General features: G+C 31.7%; 18 protein-coding genes and 1 pseudogene. 12 read left to right on the forward strand and 7 right to left on the reverse strand.

From position 1 onward, the window contains the following. Positions 1-18 precede the first annotated feature (18 nt). The 7 genes from CD035_RS03465 to CD035_RS03495 all read left to right on the forward strand — a co-directional run bounded on the left by CD035_RS03465 (position 19) and on the right by CD035_RS03495 (position 6319). The gene (locus CD035_RS03465; protein ID WP_048542142.1) at positions 19-831 is read left to right on the forward strand and encodes an ABC transporter permease; all 813 of its coding nucleotides are present in this window, start codon (positions 19-21) and stop codon (positions 829-831) included. 12 nt (positions 832-843) lie between these two features. Then, positions 844-2055: a glycosyltransferase family 4 protein gene (locus CD035_RS03470; protein WP_048542143.1), complete on the forward strand. Its 1212-nt coding sequence runs from the start codon at positions 844-846 to the stop codon at positions 2053-2055. A 58-nt stretch (positions 2056-2113) separates the two neighbouring features. Continuing rightward, positions 2114-2956 carry an ABC transporter ATP-binding protein gene (locus CD035_RS03475; RefSeq protein WP_407943162.1) on the forward strand — a complete coding sequence of 281 codons (843 nt, stop codon included), beginning with the start codon at positions 2114-2116 and terminating at the stop codon, positions 2954-2956. A gap of 23 nt (positions 2957-2979) precedes the next feature. Next, positions 2980-4305 carry a glycosyltransferase gene (locus CD035_RS03480; RefSeq protein ID WP_048542146.1) on the forward strand — a complete coding sequence of 442 codons (1326 nt, stop codon included), beginning with the start codon at positions 2980-2982 and terminating at the stop codon, positions 4303-4305. A 145-nt stretch (positions 4306-4450) separates the two neighbouring features. Further along, positions 4451-4732, forward strand: a complete 282-nt coding sequence (locus CD035_RS03485) for a hypothetical protein (protein WP_048542148.1) — start codon at positions 4451-4453, stop codon at positions 4730-4732. A gap of 56 nt (positions 4733-4788) precedes the next feature. Beyond that, complete coding sequence (locus tag CD035_RS03490; protein ID WP_048542150.1) at positions 4789-5550, forward strand: alpha/beta fold hydrolase; 762 nt, start codon at positions 4789-4791, stop codon at positions 5548-5550. Positions 5551-5563: 13 nt separating this feature from the next. Continuing rightward, positions 5564-6319 (forward strand): nucleoside phosphorylase, encoded by a 756-nt coding sequence (locus CD035_RS03495; RefSeq protein WP_048542153.1) that lies wholly within the window; start codon positions 5564-5566, stop codon positions 6317-6319. A gap of 492 nt (positions 6320-6811) precedes the next feature. Here the strand turns inward: CD035_RS03495 and qoxD are convergent, their stop codons facing one another. The 7 genes and pseudogenes from qoxD to CD035_RS03525 form a co-directional block, all read right to left on the reverse strand. After that, positions 6812-7105: a cytochrome aa3 quinol oxidase subunit IV gene (gene qoxD, locus CD035_RS03500; RefSeq protein WP_025905215.1), complete on the reverse strand. Its 294-nt coding sequence runs from the start codon at positions 7103-7105 to the stop codon at positions 6812-6814. Continuing rightward, on the reverse strand, positions 7102-7710 hold the full coding sequence (gene qoxC / locus CD035_RS03505) for a cytochrome aa3 quinol oxidase subunit III (protein ID WP_048542156.1): 609 nt from the start codon (positions 7708-7710) through the stop codon (positions 7102-7104). Before qoxC ends, qoxD begins: the two co-directional genes overlap by 4 nt. Continuing rightward, on the reverse strand, positions 7703-9697 hold the full coding sequence (gene qoxB / locus CD035_RS03510) for a cytochrome aa3 quinol oxidase subunit I (RefSeq protein WP_048542158.1): 1995 nt from the start codon (positions 9695-9697) through the stop codon (positions 7703-7705). The genes qoxC and qoxB overlap by 8 nt, the downstream gene beginning before the upstream one ends. Further along, a complete protein-coding gene (gene qoxA / locus CD035_RS03515) occupies positions 9697-10800 on the reverse strand; it encodes a cytochrome aa3 quinol oxidase subunit II (protein WP_048542159.1) in 1104 nt (367 codons plus the stop codon). Before qoxA ends, qoxB begins: the two co-directional genes overlap by 1 nt. Positions 10801-11172: 372 nt before the next feature. Continuing rightward, a complete protein-coding gene (locus CD035_RS14085; RefSeq protein WP_255209539.1) occupies positions 11173-11643 on the reverse strand; it encodes an immunoglobulin-like domain-containing protein in 471 nt (156 codons plus the stop codon). A gap of 114 nt (positions 11644-11757) precedes the next feature. Then, positions 11758-12069 (reverse strand): annotated as a pseudogene (locus tag CD035_RS14090) (immunoglobulin-like domain-containing protein); the annotation flags it as partial. 131 nt (positions 12070-12200) lie between these two features. Beyond that, complete coding sequence (locus CD035_RS03525) at positions 12201-12629, reverse strand: RrF2 family transcriptional regulator (RefSeq protein ID WP_048542161.1); 429 nt, start codon at positions 12627-12629, stop codon at positions 12201-12203. Positions 12630-12816: 187 nt separating this feature from the next. Between CD035_RS03525 and CD035_RS03530 the strand changes: the two genes are divergently transcribed. The 5 genes from CD035_RS03530 to CD035_RS03550 all read left to right on the forward strand — a co-directional run bounded on the left by CD035_RS03530 (position 12817) and on the right by CD035_RS03550 (position 18053). Next, complete coding sequence (locus CD035_RS03530) at positions 12817-13974, forward strand: globin domain-containing protein (RefSeq protein ID WP_048542162.1); 1158 nt, start codon at positions 12817-12819, stop codon at positions 13972-13974. 112 nt (positions 13975-14086) lie between these two features. Beyond that, positions 14087-15211 carry an amidohydrolase/deacetylase family metallohydrolase gene (locus tag CD035_RS03535; protein ID WP_048542164.1) on the forward strand — a complete coding sequence of 375 codons (1125 nt, stop codon included), beginning with the start codon at positions 14087-14089 and terminating at the stop codon, positions 15209-15211. Next, positions 15189-16295: a DgaE family pyridoxal phosphate-dependent ammonia lyase gene (locus tag CD035_RS03540; protein WP_048542166.1), complete on the forward strand. Its 1107-nt coding sequence runs from the start codon at positions 15189-15191 to the stop codon at positions 16293-16295. The genes CD035_RS03535 and CD035_RS03540 overlap by 23 nt, the downstream gene beginning before the upstream one ends. Continuing rightward, positions 16292-17044: a 2-dehydro-3-deoxy-phosphogluconate aldolase gene (gene dagF / locus CD035_RS03545; protein WP_370622758.1), complete on the forward strand. Its 753-nt coding sequence runs from the start codon at positions 16292-16294 to the stop codon at positions 17042-17044. Before CD035_RS03540 ends, dagF begins: the two co-directional genes overlap by 4 nt. Further along, on the forward strand, positions 17037-18053 hold the full coding sequence (locus tag CD035_RS03550) for a sugar kinase (RefSeq protein WP_048542171.1): 1017 nt from the start codon (positions 17037-17039) through the stop codon (positions 18051-18053). Before dagF ends, CD035_RS03550 begins: the two co-directional genes overlap by 8 nt. Positions 18054-18059 lie beyond the last annotated feature (6 nt).

The raw sequence follows: 18059 nt of genomic DNA on the forward strand, positions 1-18059 counted from the left end.
TCAAGTAGGTCGTTATATATGAAGATAGTTACTGAAATCTTTAAAGAACAATTTAATAATTTACCTAAAATTTTTAAACTTGCAATTTATAATATGAAAAGTCAATATGCCAATCATTATCTTGGTGTATTTTGGAATATATTACAACCCATCTTACAAGTTGCTGTATATTATCTTGTGTTTGGTTTAGGGTTAAGAGGAGATGCGAGTGCACAAGTAGTAGGTGTACCATTTTTAGTACATCTTATTTCAGGTTTGTTTCCTTGGTTGTTCATATCACAAGGGATCAATACAGGTGCATCTGCTATTCAAGGCAATGTAGGACTCTTATCAAAAATGAAGTTTCCATCTTCAATATTTATATCTATAGCTTTAACTAATAATATGATTAATTTAATGATTACATCGGCCATTTTATTTGTCATATCTGTCATTAATGGATATGTACCTTGGTGGCATTACTTTTGGTTTATATACTTTTTAGTCGCATCTTATGCAATTATTTTTGGTATTTCATTAATTATGAGTACATTAATTATTGTTATTCGCGATACTAAAAATTTACTACAAAATGTTATAAGAATGCTATTCTTTATGACACCTATCTTTTGGGCGATGGAAGAAGCACACGGTATTTTACAAAGGTTAGCAAGCTTAAATCCATTTGCATATTTAGTAGGTGTTTATCGTACAGCGTTTGTGCATGGTAATGTTTCCGTGTACGGACAATGGCATGATCATTTATATTTTTGGCTTTTAACAATTATATTATTATTAATAGGTTCATTGGTTCATTCAAGGTTTAAACGGAAATTACTAGACTACTTATAGGGTGTTCATAATATGACAAAGAAATTATTAATGATTTCACAAAATTTTTATCCAGAACTTGGGTCTGCCGCAAATCGAATGAAAATGATGTTCAAAGCTTTTCGTTCAAGTGGTTCAGACCCGACAATGTTAACGACCGAGCCAACATATCCTAACCAAAGTCTATTTGAAGATCAATCTTATTTTACAGATCCATCTTTAAATAAATTAGAAAAGAAGAAAATTATTCGAATGAAAATGCATGGTAATAAGCAAAATAGTAATTTTATCATGAGGTTAGTATATTATATAGAACAATATGTCAGATTAAGAGTCTTCTTGAAAATGCACAATGACGATTATGATATTGTGTATGTTTCTAGTCCAAATATATTTCTAGCTTGGGCGACGTTATTTTTTAAAAGTGCGAAACATCCGACATATGTGTTAGAAATTAGAGATTTATGGCCAGATAGCGTAAATGGATTAAAGCATATTAACATAAGTTTATTTATGCCACTATTAAAATATTTAGAGAAGAAAATGTATAATTCTGCAGATAAAATTGTCATTAATAATGAAGCATTTAGGTCACATATTCAGAAGCGATTACAGCGAAAAGTACCCATATTTTATTTGCCAAATGGCATTTCAAGAAATGAACTGATAACTGAAGAAAAATATAATGATTTTAGTGTTATTTATACAGGAAATATTGGATATGCTCAAGATGTAGATAAACTTATTTCAATATGCTTAGCTTTAAATGATAAACAAATCAATGTTACAGCGATTGTTTATGGTGTGCAAGCTGACAAGTTTAGAAAAGCTGTAAGAGATTGTAAGTATATTCAAGTGAAAAAACCGATGGATCGAACAGCTTGTTTAACTGAAATATCTAAACATCATATTTCACTTTCAATTTTAGAATCTTCTGATGTGTTTATGAATGTGATGCCTGGAAAAATTGTAGATGCAATTGGAGTTGGAACACCTCCTATATCTAATATTAGTGGTCCAACTGAAGCTATTATTCAAAAATATAATCTAGGATTTGCAAGAAAACAAGCTTCAATAGATACAATCGTAAACGAAATTGAATCATTAAAATATGATGAACAAGCTTTATCCATTAAAGCAAGGAATGCACGTGAATATCGTGATGAACACCTTATATGGGAAGATAATATTGAAAAGCTTATGACATTTTTAAGAAAAGGTGATAGAGATGACAAATACTTATAAAATAAAATGTGAAAATGTCTCGAAAGTTTACGACTTAAATGTAAACAGAAAAGATAAGCTGCTATCTTTATTTACTTTTGGATTAAGTTATAAATCTAAACCTTACTATGCATTACATGACATATCATTTGAAGTAGAAGAAGGGACATCTGTTGGCATAATCGGACTGAATGGGTCAGGTAAATCAACTTTATCTAATATTCTAGGTGGAGTCGTTGAACCTTCTTCCGGAACAGTTTATACAAATGGTAAGCCGTCGCTGATTGCTATTGGCGCAGGGTTAAATCCTGAATTTACGGGTGAAGAAAATATTCATTATAAATGTTTAATGCACGGTATGTCACAACGAGAAATTAATGAAAAATTTGATGATATTGTTCAGTTTAGTGAACTTGATGAATTTATTTATCAACCTTTAAAATCATATTCTAGTGGTATGAAATCAAGATTAGGCTTTGCAATTGCAATTCATACAGATCCAGATATTCTTATTGTCGATGAAGCATTGTCAGTAGGTGATGAAACTTTTTCTAATAAATGTATAGATAAAATGCACGATTTACAAGAACAAGGTAAAACAATATTTTTTGTATCCCATTCAGCAGGACAAATTAAAAAAATGTGTAAAAAAGCGATTTGGATACATTACGGTGAGATGGTTGCGTATGGTGAAGTCAATGATATCGTGGCGAGGTACGTTAATCTCATTCAGAAAGTTAAGAAGAAATCGAAACAAGAACAATTAGAATATAAACGTATTAAAATCCAACAACAACGTAATAAAGAGGTAGATGATTCAGTCATACAAAAAGAAAAAAGACCAACAAGTTTATTAGCGATGATTGGAATAATGAGTGTGGCTTGGATATATATACTGTTATTCCAAGTAGGGATACTATAAATTGCATGGAATGAGGTTATCAAATGAAAAAGGTCACAATGTTTGTATGGAATCATTTTACGAATGATGCAAGAGTCAATAGAGAGTGTACAACTTTAGCGGATAATGGTTATGACGTAAATTTAATTGCGATAAATGACCCAAAAAATACTGCTATTTCAGCTTATGAAGAAATATCTAACACATTTAAAGTTCATAGAGTGAAGAGATATCCATGGTTATTGCAAGCTTATCAAGATCATGGCAAGAAATTCTTATTAGTAGTAGCTGGTGTCCAAATTGTTATTATACCAAGTCTTTTCTATATAAGTTTCACATTAATGGCAGCTTATCTGTTATCACTCGTGGTTGCTGCAGGTATGATAAAGTTTAAAAAAATAAGAAAATGGTTTATAAATGGTGCAATTATTACGAGAATGATTGTAAAAGGTTATATACAAAATGCTGATATATATCATGCAAATGATTTAAACACATTACCTCAAGCTATCGTATGTTCTAAATTACGCTTAAAACCAAAACCTTTAATTTATGATAGCCATGAAGTTCAATCAGACAGAACGGGTTACAATCCAAAGACAATTAAGCGTATTGAGTCGTTCATGTTAAAATTTGTAGATCAAATGATTGTAGAAAATCATACAAGAGCAAAATACAATGAAGATATATATGGATTCTATCCAAAAACATTGTATAACTACTCAGAGAAATACAATATTGAAGAAAAGCCACAAATCAATTTACATAAGAAAATAAGCATCAATGAAGATGAGAAAATTTTACTTTATCAAGGCGGACTCCAACAAGGAAGAGGTCTTGAATTACTTATTGAAGCAATGGATGAAATTGAAGAAGGACATTTACTATTTATCGGAGGAGGCAAGTTAACACAGACTTTAAAAGAACAAGCCGAAGCTTCCAAACAAGCTGATAGAATTCATTTCTTAGATAAAGTACCATTTCAAGAATTACCATCATATACTCGTGAAGCATACCTTGGATTCCAAGTGTTGCAGAACATTTGCTTCAATCACTATTCAGCAAGTTCAAATAAATTGTTTGAATATATGATGGCTCACGTACCTGTTATTAGTTGTGACTTTCCAGAAATTAAGAAAGTAGTAGAAGAAACCAATACCGGTTTAGTTGTGGATTCACATAAAGCTTCAGAAATAGCTAATGCTGTGAATCAACTTGTAAAAGATACAAGCTTAAGAAATCAATTAAGCGAAAACACTAAACAAGCAAAAGAAATCTATAATTGGAATAATGAAAAATCAAAATTACTCGAAGTTTATAATCAATTTGTTCCAATAGAGCATCCAATAACTCAAGTTCATACAAAATAAAGAACGGTCTACCATGCCACGGCATCGTAGACCTTTTTACGTTGTTTGAAGTAGTTACCATTTATATTTAGTAACTTGTGTTTTGTAAATATTGGGATTACAATAATATAATTAAGATAGTAACGGTAAAAGGAGTAATTCTAAGATGTACATTAAAAAGAGTATAGAGCGGGTAAGCAATTTTATTGAAGTAGGTAATGAACGAGAAGCAATGATGTTACTAAGAGATTTAGAAGCAAATGTCGTGAGATATGACTTTGAAATTATGGGAGACGGATTCAACAAATTTGCTGAATTATACGTATCACAAAAAAATAGGAAAAAAGCAATCGAAATGTACCAAAAAGCAATCCTATATTATAGAGAAGTCGGAAACCAAGAAAAAGTATCCCAAGTCAGTCGTAACTTTGAAAACCTGATCTTGTAGTGTTGGTTGAGGTAAGTAAGGAAAAAACTACATATATCTTTAATGAAGGAGCTTATATGGAAAAGCAAATATTATTTCTTTCTGGTTTAGGCAGTCATAGATTATTTTTGAAAGATTTAAATAACCAATTAGATAATATGAATTTAGTTCAAATTGATCTGCCAGGTCATGGTTTGAATCTAGATGTTATCGTTAATGATTTAAATGAATTAGTAGAGTGGTTTAAAACAGAGATAAAAATTTATGATAATGAAGAACTGACAATAGTTGGGCATTCATTAGGGGCGGATTTATTATCATATATAAGTATCAAGGTTCCACAAATTAAAAATCTTATATTATTAGACGGTGGATTATTTAATCTTGAAGACCTAGAATACAGTAGTGAGATTGAAATTAAAGATACTAAAAATCATTTAGAAAACTTTCAATTCAAGAACTTGGACGACTTTATAGAATCAGAAAAAGATGCATATAAAACATGGAATCAATATTTATTAGAAGCATCAACTACAAGGATGACTTTCAATTTAAATAAACAAGTTTATGAACTTAATATTAATGAACATTCAATCCTAAAATTATTGAAAATAAGAAGACAAATCAACTTACCGACCTTCAATCAATTACTAGACAGAAATATATTGGTTTTATTACCACAAGAACAGGAACAATTCATATTAGACATGAAAATTAAGAATATACCTTCACATATACACTGTAAAACAATCTCTGACAGTGGCCACGATATTTATATAGATAACCCTGTAAAAGTAGGAAAAGAAATAAAAAGTTGGCTAAGTACTATAAATGTATGAGGTAGGTAATTAAATGATAACCGATTCATTTGATATACAAGGGAAACCAATTGTAAATTTGAGTGACTTCTATGGTGAACAACAATTCAAAGTTGAAGTATGCTTAATTACATATTCTAAAGAAATATACGATGCTATTTTAAGAGAAAATAAATGTGAAAAAATCGGTGAAATCAATGCCTCTAATGGAGCATTTCCTATATATCAGTTCATTTATAAAGGTAAAGCAGTAGCATTTTATCTATCTGCAATTGGTTCAACGCTTGCTTCTCAATATTGCATGATATGTAATTGGGTAACTGGTGCTACAAAATTTGTAATGTTTGGATCAGCAGGTAGTCTTGATAACGAAAGAACTTTTAATAAATTTATCATACCTACACATAGCTATAGAGATGAAGGAATGTCATATCATTACGCCCCTCCATCAGACTATATTAAAGTGAAGAATGCTAATAAAGTAACTGAAGTATTTAATAAATTAGCATTACCATTTATTGAAGGTAAAGTTTGGACAACTGATGCTGTACTTAGAGAAACAAACATACAGTATAATAAAAGGAAAAAAGAAGGATGTATTGCAGTAGATATGGAGCTTGCTGGAGTACAAGCAGTTTGTGACTTTCATGGATTTGAACTATTTAGTTTTCTAGTAACTGGTGATGTACTCTCTGAAGGTACATATAATGTTGATGGGTTAAAAGAAGCAAATCATAATATAGATAAATTTAATATTGCTTTGAATATTATAGAAGAACTTAACTTATAATATATGGAATATTACTAGCGTAATTAGGTTAAATCCCCCCTTACTTAAATTTTTAAGTAAGGGGGGATTTTATTTATCAAGATAGGTGAAACAAGATAAATAGAAGGTCTGTATTTATCAAGACAGGTGAAACAAGATAAATAGAAGCGTTGTATTTATCAAGACTGGCAAAACAAGATAAATAGGAGGCTTGTATTTATCAAGACAGGTGAAACAAGATAAATAGGGGGCTTGTATTTATCAAGGCAAGTGAAACAAGATAAATAGGAGCTCTGTATTTATCAAGACAAGCGAAACAAGATAAATAGGAAGATCGAACATTGCAAGTGGAGCGTGACTAGCAACATAGCCCCTCAATAAAATCCCTAACCAACGAACCAGCCAACCAACTCTCAACTAATTCACACTCCATACCATTAATTCATTCTATCCAAAATAAAAAAGCTGTTAATAAAGTCTCTGACTTTATTAACAGCTTTAAATATATAGGTTTTACATATGGGCGCTGTGTCCGCCAACCATAACCCAATAAGTACCGATTATTACTAATAAAGTAATAATTACTGCGAAAAGTACTTTGAATGCAGTTGCGCGTCCATCTGGTCCTTCTGTTAAATGCATGAACATTAGTAATTGAACTAATGCTTGTAAGAAAGCAAATCCAATAATGATTGATGTTCTTACTTGCAGTGACATGCCAGTGTATAACATGACATAAACAGCTACTAATGTTAGTACAATTGAGAATATTAAACCGACTGTATGTGTAACGACTGTTTTATTCATGATCCACTCACCATCCCTACAAGATAAACTAATGTAAAGATAAAGATCCATACAACATCAAGGAAATGCCAGTATAAACTTCCGATAAATACTTTAGGTGCATTGTGTTCATTTAATCCACGTGTAAGGATTTGGATTAATACACCTGAAATCCAGAATATACCTACAGTAACATGGAGACCATGCGTACCTAATAGTATAAAGAATGAAGACCAGAATGATCCTAATTGAGGTGTAACACCTTCATGTACATAGTGAGTAAATTCGTAAACTTCAAATCCTACGAATCCTGCACCTAAGATAAGTGTGATAATCATCCATACCATCATCATTTTGACATTTTCTTTACGCATGTAGTAAACACCGATACCACAAGTGTAACTACTTACAAGTAATAGGAATGTCATAATCATAACTAACGGTAATTCAAATAATTCTGGTGTAGTGAAACCACCGTATGAACCACTTTTCTGTAATACTAAGAATGTTGCAAATAATGTACCGAATAACGCAACCTCAGCAGTAAGAAAGACCCAAAATCCGAGTTTATTTAATTGGCCTGTTTCATTAACAGTATCAATTGTATTGTGGTGTTCATTACTCATCTTTATTGTCCTCCTTTTCCTGTAATTCTTGTTCACGTAATTCGCGTAATTTTGCTTCATTTTCTTCTAATTCTTCAGCATGAATATGGTAGCCGTAGTCTTTTTCGAAACTTCTCCAAACCATACATGCTAATACGCCAACACCAAAGATAATTGCTGGTATATATGTTTCGAATACTAGGAAGAATCCACCGAATAAGAAACATACTGCCATCCAGAATCCGATATGTGTATTGTTAGGCATATGAATATCTTTATAATCTCTATCATCTAAATAGTGTTTACCATTTTGTTTCATTTCTACAAATGTTTCAGTATCATACCATTTTGGTGTAATAGCGAAGTTATAGTGTGGTGGCATAGCTGAAGCAGTAGCCCATTCTAATGTTCTACCTAATCCATTCCAGTTGTCACCGTTTGCTTCACGTTTCGCTTTACCAAAGCTGTATACAACGTTCCATACTAGAGCTAAGAAACCAATACCCATCAAGAATGCACCGATTGTAGAGATGAAGTTTAATGAGAACCATCCATCTGCTTGAGTGTATTTATATAAACGACGTGGCATTCCATCTAAACCTAATAGGAATTGTGGTAAGAAACATAAGTTGAATCCTAAAGTAAATGTCCAGAATAACCATTGATTAATTTTTTCATTTAATTTGTGACCAAACATTTTTGGATACCAGAATATTAAACCTGCGAAACATGCGAATACAACACCAGCGATGATAACGTAGTGGAAGTGTGCCACTAAGAAATAAGTATTGTGATATTGATAGTCCGCTGCTGCCATAGCAAGCATAACACCTGTAACCCCACCTAATGTGAAGTTTGGAATAAAGGCTAATGAGAATAACATTGGTGATTCAAATGAAATTCTACCTTTATATAAAGTTAATAGCCAGTTGAATATTTTAACACCTGTTGGTACGGCGATTAACATTGTAGATATTGAGAAGAATGAGTTAACTAATGCACCACTACCCATAGTGAAGAAATGGTGAACCCATACGATAAAGCTTAAGAATGCAATACCACAGATCGCCCAGACCATACTTTGATGTCCAAATAATCTTTTTCTAGCAAAAGTAGGGATAATTTCTGAGTAAATACCGAAAGCCGGTAATACTAGAATATAAACTTCAGGGTGACCCCATACCCAGAAGAAGTTAGCCCATAACATTGGCATACCACCATTAGCAACTTCAAAGAAGCTTGTTCCCATTAAACGATCGAACGTCATTAAAGCAAGTGCGACAGTTAAAATAGGGAAGGCTAAGATGATTAATAATGATGTAATTAATGTTGTCATTGAGAACATTGGGATTTGCATAAATTTCATTGATTTAGTACGTAATTTTAAGATCGTAACAAAGAAGTTAATACCTGTCATTAACGTACCAATACCAGCGATTTGAATTGCAATTAAGTAATAATTAATTCCTGTACCTGGACTGAAGTCAGTTGCAAGTGGCGCATAGTTTGTCCAACCAGCAGCTGGCGCACCACCAAGTACGAATGAAATATTAAATAATCCCATTCCTGCAGCAAATAACCAGAAACTTAAGTTATTTAACATAGGGAATGCAACATCTCGAGCACCTAATTGTAATGGTACAACAACGTTCATTAAACCGATTAAGAACGGCATTGCCATGAATATAATCATGATTACACCATGTGTTGTAAAGATTTCATTATAATGCTGAGATTTAAGTAATGTATTATCAGGTGTCATTAATTGTAAACGGATAAGAAGTGCATCTACACCGCCACGGAAGAACATAATGATTGCAGATATAATATACATTACACCGATTTTTTTATGGTCAACTGAAGTTAACCACTCTGTATAAAGCCATTTCCATTTTTTATAATATGTTAGACCACCAACAACGCATATACCTGTTAATACAAGCAATACTTGCGCCATTGTTATCATCCAGTCACTTTGAACGATAAATTCATTCCATGGAAAATTCATTACTTGTCACCTCCATGGTTCTTATCTGAAGATTTTTCATCATCAGTTTTTGCATCTTCTTGCATTTTTTCCATTTCATCCATATGATGTTTTTCTTCTTTTTTGAAGTCACTGTCATATTTTTCGTTATTTTTAAGAATCATAGGTTTCATTCCATGACGGTCATAGTTAGGGTTTGTAACAGTCACTTTGCGTGCAGGTAATACTGGTTTTTCTGTTACACCTTCACTTTCATCATAGAAGTTTGGATCTTTTGGTTCATAGCGGAAACGTTTATAAGCATGGAAAATATATTCAGGATCCGCAGCAGGATCTACGTATGCTAGATGTGTTCCACTAAAAGTAAGTTCCTCATTCTTAGTTGTAGGTAAAATTTGATGATCGAATGTGTCTTGATCAATAGTTTTACGTTTTTGAGATTTAGAGACCCATTTATCATAATCTTTATTGCTTACAGCGTTAACATTAAATGTTTGTCTAGAGAAACCTTCACCATTAAAGTTAGAGTTTCTACCTTTAAATGTACCTGTTTCATTAGCTTGCAATGTCCAGTCCATTGTCATGCTTGTCATAGCGTACTTCTGTCCACCTAATTGAGGTACCCAGAAACTTGTCATTGTATCCATAGATTGTAATTTAAATAGAACTGGTCGACCTTCTGGAATCGTTACATGATTGACAGTTTCGACTTTCTCATCTGGATAACTAAAGAACCACTTAAAGCCTGCACTTGTTGCATAAATAACAACTGGATCTTCTTCTGACTTAGGTGCTTCTTCATAAGAATAAAGAGATTTAATTGTTGGTATAGCTAGTATCACAAGTATGATTACTGGAATAATAAACCATACAGCTTCTAAGACGAAGTTGTGATGCATCGTACCTGATGTTTCATTTTTTGTTTTTCTATATTTAATAATAAATATTAAAAACAAAACGGAGACCACTACAACTATTAAGACCATCATAATAATTGAAAAGATAATTAAGAAATGTTGATCTTCTGCCATAGGGCCTTTGGGGTTTAATACTTCTAAATTTGAACAACCACTAAGTAAAATACCTAATGTTGACATGAGAAGTATTGACTTTAACTTTGCCACGTTTTTTACCTCCCAATTTTCTATATACCTATATATATGGCTAGACCTTAATTTTAAAGGATTTAAACATATTTACAAGGCTATAAAATAGGGTGTAAGCGTTATAATATAAAAATGTATTTAATTAACTTTGATATGACGGGTTTTTTCCTAATTGTTAAATTTTTGTGTACATTTTAAAAATATTTAAAAAAACGAAAAAACATCTTTAAATTGATAAAAACATTGAGTTTTCAGGTTATTAAGAATAGTTTAAAATATTTTTAATGTTCTTTAATGAGTGCTTAAATGAAATGAAAATTTAAAAATTACACTTTTGATAAATAAAAAACAAACCAAATGACATCATTCATTTGGTTTGCTAAATTATGATTATTTTACTGTAATTGTTCTTCCTTCAGCTGAGATATGACCGTCAGTATCTGATACGGCATAGCCAACTTTATATTTACCAGGTTTATTTGTATCTACTTCACCACTTGTAACAATATCAGAAGTTAAATCTTTACCTGATTTGTCTTTAGCTTTTACATCTTTTAATAAGTCAAATTCTTGACCTTTTTTAATTGTAATGTCTTTAATACCTGATAATTCAGGATTAGGTGCTAAATCGGCATCATTTACGTAAACGCCTCTTTTGTATGTGTAGTAGTAGCCATCAGAATCTTTAACGTGATAAGTGATATATTGTAAACCAGTTTTAGAAGTATCAATATCACCTTTAACAGTTACTTTATCAGTGATGTCTCCGTCTTTTTTGTCAGATGCTTTAACACCTTTCATCGGATTGAAGTGGTCACCTTGATAAACTAAATCTTTAGTTGGCACTGTAATAATTGGCATATTTTCATCTAAATCTTTAGTAGATGTCTTTTTGTTAGATGCTACTTCAGCTTTAGATTCATCTTTATCTTTCGTATCGTTGTCTTTAGAACCATTTAATGAACCTTCTTTGACAACATACACGTAATGCCATTTCGTTCTATACGCGCCATCTGAATCTGTAACTTTATATTGTACTTTGTATTTCCCTAATTTAGAAGTATCAACGTCACCAGTTACTTTAATCTTATCTGTTAAGTCTCCATCTTCTTTATCATATGCTTTTATACCTTTTAATGAATCGTAGTCAGCACCTTTTTCAACAACGTCACCTTCGACACCTTTAATTTGTGGAAGGCTGTTTCCTGTAGCACTCGCAGTTAATGAAGGTGTCACAAGTGAAGCAGAAACACCAAGTACTGTAAGAGATTGTAATATTTTATTCATCATTTTTTATGTACTCCTTTGTTGTAAGCTATAAGGAAAGAATAACATGTCTCGTTTTTCATTTCCTTACTAAATGATATATTATCGTAATATTTTCACATTTACATCGACCTTTAGACCGATTTCCTAGCTTAAAGTGTGTAAACAGTGTCTTTTAGGGTGTTTTTAGGGATGATATCACTTAAATAATATTGATCAAGGGTACGTAAGTATTCAGTTAAAGCATGATTGAGTGCACTTTTTAGTCCACAATTTAATGCTATTGGGCACGTGTTTGTTTCCATATTAAAGCATTCTACTAATTCAAAATGATCTTCAGTTTGTCTAACAAGTTTACCGATATTAATGTCGTTAGGGGACTGATTGAGGATTATGCCACCATTTCTTCCTCTTATAGATTTTAAATATCCTAACTTAACAAGTTGATGTACGACTTTCGTTAAATGATTTTTTGATATGCCATAAAAGTTTGAAATCTCTTCTATTTGAGATTGTTTATTTTGTTGGGCTAAATACATGAGGACACGTAAGGAATAATCTGTGTATTGGGTGAGCTTCATAAAGTTCAACCTCCTTATAATATATTAATTATACTTAATATGAGGGTTAAAAAACAATCAATCAATATATGTATTTTTGAAAGAGTGACAACTTTGTAAACTTTTTGGGAACTGTATTGAAAAACATTGTGAAATTTTTTACAATTAAACATGTATTTAAAATATATCTTTTAGAGGGGGACTTCTGATGTTATCAGAACAAACTAAAGAAATCGTAAAACAAACAGTACCAGTATTAGAACAATACGGAAATGAAATTACAAAAGTCTTTTATCAAAGAATGTTTGAAGCACATCCAGAATTATTGAACATATTTAATAAATCTAACCAAAAACAAGGTAAACAACAAACAGCTTTAGCACAAACAGTTTTAGCAGCAGCTAAACATATCGATCATTTAGAAGCAATCGTTCCTAACGTAAATCAAATTGCACATAAACACCGTGCATTACAAGTTAAAGAAGAACATTATCCAATTGTTGGTGAATTCCTATTAAAAGCAATTAAAGAAGTTCTAGGCGATGCAGCTACAGATGATATTATGAATGCTTGGGAAGAAGCATATGGTGAAATCGCAGGCGTATTTATTCAAATGGAAAAATCAATGTACGAAGCAGCAGCTTGGGATGACTTTATATCATTTAAAATTACAAATATTGAAGACCAAGGTACTTCAATGAAATCATTCGAAGTTGAACCAGTAGATAACATTAAAGTTCCTGAACTTGTTGCTGGTCAATATATCACTGTACGTATTAAACCAACTAACGATGATAATTTAGCATTAAGACATTACTCAATTTACTCTGTAAAAAATGACGGTAAAATAAGATTTGCTGTTAAACGTGAAGGAGAAGGCGAGAAAAAAGGTCTAGTCTCTCATGATTTACATGATAAATATTCAATTGGAGATACTATTGAACTTTCAGCTCCAGCAGGTGATTTCAAAGTAGAATCAGAAAAAGATAAAAAATTATTACTATTATCTTCCGGAGCAGGTGTTACACCAATGTTTGCTATGTTAGAAGATGAAGCATATAAAGGTAGAAATGTTCATTTCGTACATGTAAATCAAGCAGAAAAAGACGTACCATTTAAAGAAGAAGTAGATGCATTAAACGCAATGAACGAAAATGTAGAAGTTACTTATCATTTAAAAGAAAAAGATGGATATTTAACAAGTAATGAATTAAGCAATTGGATTAATGAAGACGTCGACATCTATTTATGTGGTGGTATCACATTTATGGATACAATATTTGATGAGCTAGAAAAATTAAATATTGGCCAAGCAGATGTTCACTTCGAACCATTTGGTCCAAAAATGAGTATTACAAACGTATAATTTAAGTATTTAAAACACCATTCCATTATGATCAGCATAATGGAATGGTGTTTTTTTATGTATAAAATTATAACATTATAATGTTTGCGTTATAAAACATTATAATGTTATAATGTTTTTCAAAGAGGTGATCATTTTGAAAAGTACAGGTGTTATACAAAATATCGAAATGGTTGATGGTAAGAAAGTAGATATTTTAATTGAACAAGGGATTATAAAGAAAATTGCTACACCAAATTCTATTGATGGCGAATTGTTGTTTAATGGTGAGCATTCATTTATTTCTTCAGGATGGATTGATTTGCATGTACATGGTTTTTCGGATTTTTCTCCTTATGGTGACAATATCGACGACATCGGTATTAAACAAGGTGTGACGACAATTGTTGATGCAGGAAGCTGTGGTGCAAATAGAATAGATGAACTATATTACAGAGCTCAATCGAGTAAGACGAATGTATTTTCATTTTTAAATATTTCAAGAATTGGTTTGGAAAGAATAGATGAGTTATCTAATTTAGATTGGATTAATGTTGAAGCATGTCATGATGCAGTTCATAAATACAAAGACATGATTATTGGATTGAAAGCTAGAATTAGCAGTAGTGTTGTAAAAGGTAATGGCATTACACCATTACAGAAAGCAGTTGAAATTGGTAATGATTTGAAATTGCCGATTATGACGCATATAGGATCTGCACCTCCTAAAATTGAAGATGTTATACCTTTACTTAGGAAAGGCGATATTATTACACACTTTTTGAATGGTAAAGAAAATAATCTTTTTGACAATAATGGCAATCCTTTAAATGTTTTAAAAGATGCAATTTCTAGAGGCGTGACTTTAGATGTCGGTCATGGTAATGCAAGTTTCTCATTTGAAGTTGCAAAATTAGCTCAAAAGCACGACATTCATTTTAATACGATAAGTTCTGATATTTATAAGAAGAACAGACTAGAAGGACCTGTATTTAGTTTATCTAATGTTTTATCAAAGTTTATTAATTTAGGTTATTCATTAGAAGAAGTTATAAATGCAGTAACTATTAATCCAGCACATATCATAAATAAACCATATTTATCAGACTTCACTGAGGGTCAAGTTGCTAATTTGACAATATTTGATGTGATGGATAAAAAAGTAGATTTAATCGATTCAGATAGAAAAATATTAAAAGGTACAAAACTCATTAAAGAAAGAGGCGTATTAGCAAATGGAGCGTTCATTAAATTATAAATACGGATTAAAACAAGTCATTAATGCTAGTGGAAGAATGAGCATATTAGGTGTTTCATCACCAACAGATACGGTCATGGATGCTATGAAATATGGTGGACAGAATTATGTTGAAATAGCTGATCTAGTAGACAAATCTGGACAGTACATTGCACAAAAAATAAAGGCAGAAGATGCTGTTGTCGTAAATTCAGCCTCCAGTGGAATAGCGTTATCTGTTGCTTCTGTTGTAACAAAAGGAGACAAAAGAAAAAGTCAACGCCTGCATAATCAAAGTATTGAGCAAAATGAAATCATCTTATTTAAAGGACATAATGTTCAATACGGAGCACCAATAGAAACGATGGTTTATTTAGGAGGTGGGGCTTTAGTAGAGGTTGGTTATGCAAACGAAGGAAAAGAAGAGCATATAGAGTCAGCCATTAATCAAAATACTGCAGCGATATTATTTGTTAAATCTCATCATGCAGTACAAAAAAATATGGCATCAGTTGAAGAAATATATGAAGTTGCACAAAGAAATAATATTCCATTAATTGTCGATGCAGCTGCAGAAGAAGATTTGGAAAAATACATTCAACATTCTGATTTAGCAATTTACAGTGGGTCAAAGGCGATACAAGGACCAACAACGGGAATCGTTGCAGGTAAAAAAGAATGGATTAATTTTGTAAAAGTACAGTTACATTTTATTGGCAGAAGTATGAAAGTTGGTAAAGAATCTGTATTTGGCTTGTTACAAGCGATAGATGAATACTATGAAAAAGTTGATCATTCAAAAGAAGAGAAAGAAACGTTAACAAAATTAGATGCTTTAAATCAATATGATGGTATTAACGTCAGTATTGTACAAGATGAAGCGGGTAGAGAAATTTATAGAAGTCGCATAAAAGTAGACGATTCAATGATTAATTTAACTGCTGAAGAAGTTGTGAATAAATTAAAAAATGCTGAAACTGCAATTTATACAAGAGATTATGGTGTAAAACAAGGTCATTTTGATATAGATCCAAGACCATTAAAAGAAAATGAAATAGATACGATTTACAATACAATGGTACAAATTTTGGAAGGGGAAATATAATGAAAATACTAGATAGATTTTATAAAAATCGCGTTTCTTTAAACGTCTTGGCTAAAGGAAAAGAGAATATAGAAGAAATATATAAAACGGCAGAAGGAAATGTTGTAATCGGTGTATTATCAAAAGACTTTGATAATGTAAATGATGCTGTTAATGTAATGAAAGACTTTGGAAGCAATGTAGAAGATGCTATTTCTATTGGATTGGGCGCAGGTGATAACAAACAAGCAAAAGTCGTTTCTGAAATTGCGAAACATTACCAAGGATCACATATCAATCAAGTATTTACAAGTGTTGGCCAAACATTTGCTAATTCTGGTAATACAACATGGGTGAATTCATTAGTATCTCCTTCTGGCAAACCTGGATATGTAAATATATCTACTGGTCCAATTAGTGGTGCAGGTGAAGAACAAGCTGTCATTTCAATTAAAGCAGCAATTAATTTAATAAAAGATATGGGAGGATCATCTATTAAATTTTTCCCTATGAATGGATTGCAAACAATTGAAGAGTATAAAGCTGTTGCAAAAGCGTGTGGTGAAGAACAATTTGGACTCGAGCCAACTGGTGGCATCACATTAGAAAACTTTGAAGAAATTTTAGATATCGCTTTAAAAAATAATGTACCTAAAATCATCCCACATGTTTATTCATCAATTATTGATAAAGAAACAGGTATGACCAAAATAGAAGATGTTGAATGGTTAAATCATAAAATTAAAGAAAAAGTTGATTCTTATGAATAAAAAAATTGCTGCGTATGGTGAAATCATGATGCGGTTAACAGTCCCGGACCATCTTCTATTAAGACAAGCTGATAGATTAAATTACAGTTTTACTGGAACAGGTGTAAATGTTACAGGTTTAATGGCGCAATTTGGATATGAAACGAACTTAATAAGTGCTGTTCCCGATAATTCAGTTGGGACAGCTGCGATTAGTGCGATTAGAAGACTTGGAATAGATAGTCAATTCATATTAAAAAGAAATCAAAATCTTGGAATGTACTTTTTAGAAGAAGGATTCGGTAATCGTTCAAGTAGTGTGACATATACAAATAGAACTGAAAGTAGTTTCAATACAGTATATATTTCAGACTATCCCTTAGAAGAAATTGTTAAAAATATAGATGTTCTTCATATTTGTGGCATCTCATTAGCAATGAACGAAATGATGCGACAGAACATTCTTGAGATCGTAAAAGTTGCTCGAGAACACAATATACAAATCGTTTTTGATTGTAATTTTAGACCATCTCTTTGGGGTGAAGGTGGAAATGAAAAAGCTAAACCATATTATGAGTCGATTTTACATGAAGCGGATATCGTTCTCATGAATGAAAAAGATGCAATTAATACATTAGGTATGACGACAGATAAAGAAATAAAAGCAGAACAACTAGAGGATATATTACCTAAAGTATCAGAGAAATATCATATACCTATTATTGCAGGTACAAACAGAATCGTTAATAGTAGCAATCATAATACCATCAAGGGATATTTATTTAAAAATAATCAAATGTTTTATTCAAAAAATTATGAAGTCACAATATTAGATAGAATTGGAACTGGTGATGCATATACAAGTGGGCTTATTCATGCCGAATTAACTAACATGAGCCCACAGGATGTAGTAGATTTTTCAGCAGCTTCTTGTGCTCTAGCACATACAATATCAGGGGATACCCCTTTATATAATGTAGATGATATAATAAAAGTCATGAAAAACGAAATTAACGATATTGAGAGGTAATCATTT

Origin of the sequence: Mammaliicoccus sciuri (genome assembly GCF_002901825.1) — a bacterium.
Lineage (GTDB): Bacteria > Bacillota > Bacilli > Staphylococcales > Staphylococcaceae > Mammaliicoccus > Mammaliicoccus sciuri.

What these genes read in the sequence shown, in the direction of transcription:
- CD035_RS03535 (WP_048542164.1), top strand. Translation starts at nt 14,087, where the DNA reads ATGTTTTTCAAAGAGGTGATCATTTTGAAAAGTACAGGTGTTATACAA.
- CD035_RS03480 (WP_048542146.1), top strand. Translation starts at nt 2,980, where the DNA reads ATGAAAAAGGTCACAATGTTTGTATGGAATCATTTTACGAATGATGCA.
- CD035_RS03465 (WP_048542142.1), top strand. Translation starts at nt 19, where the DNA reads ATGAAGATAGTTACTGAAATCTTTAAAGAACAATTTAATAATTTACCT.
- CD035_RS03485 (WP_048542148.1), top strand. Translation starts at nt 4,451, where the DNA reads ATGTACATTAAAAAGAGTATAGAGCGGGTAAGCAATTTTATTGAAGTA.
- qoxD (WP_025905215.1), bottom strand. Translation starts at nt 7,105, where the DNA reads ATGAATAAAACAGTCGTTACACATACAGTCGGTTTAATATTCTCAATT.
- qoxC (WP_048542156.1), bottom strand. Translation starts at nt 7,710, where the DNA reads ATGAGTAATGAACACCACAATACAATTGATACTGTTAATGAAACAGGC.
- CD035_RS03490 (WP_048542150.1), top strand. Translation starts at nt 4,789, where the DNA reads ATGGAAAAGCAAATATTATTTCTTTCTGGTTTAGGCAGTCATAGATTA.
- CD035_RS03525 (WP_048542161.1), bottom strand. Translation starts at nt 12,629, where the DNA reads ATGAAGCTCACCCAATACACAGATTATTCCTTACGTGTCCTCATGTAT.
- qoxB (WP_048542158.1), bottom strand. Translation starts at nt 9,697, where the DNA reads ATGAATTTTCCATGGAATGAATTTATCGTTCAAAGTGACTGGATGATA.
- CD035_RS03495 (WP_048542153.1), top strand. Translation starts at nt 5,564, where the DNA reads ATGATAACCGATTCATTTGATATACAAGGGAAACCAATTGTAAATTTG.
- CD035_RS03550 (WP_048542171.1), top strand. Translation starts at nt 17,037, where the DNA reads ATGAATAAAAAAATTGCTGCGTATGGTGAAATCATGATGCGGTTAACA.
- CD035_RS03530 (WP_048542162.1), top strand. Translation starts at nt 12,817, where the DNA reads ATGTTATCAGAACAAACTAAAGAAATCGTAAAACAAACAGTACCAGTA.
- CD035_RS14085 (WP_255209539.1), bottom strand. Translation starts at nt 11,643, where the DNA reads ATGCCAATTATTACAGTGCCAACTAAAGATTTAGTTTATCAAGGTGAC.
- CD035_RS03470 (WP_048542143.1), top strand. Translation starts at nt 844, where the DNA reads ATGACAAAGAAATTATTAATGATTTCACAAAATTTTTATCCAGAACTT.
- CD035_RS03540 (WP_048542166.1), top strand. Translation starts at nt 15,189, where the DNA reads ATGGAGCGTTCATTAAATTATAAATACGGATTAAAACAAGTCATTAAT.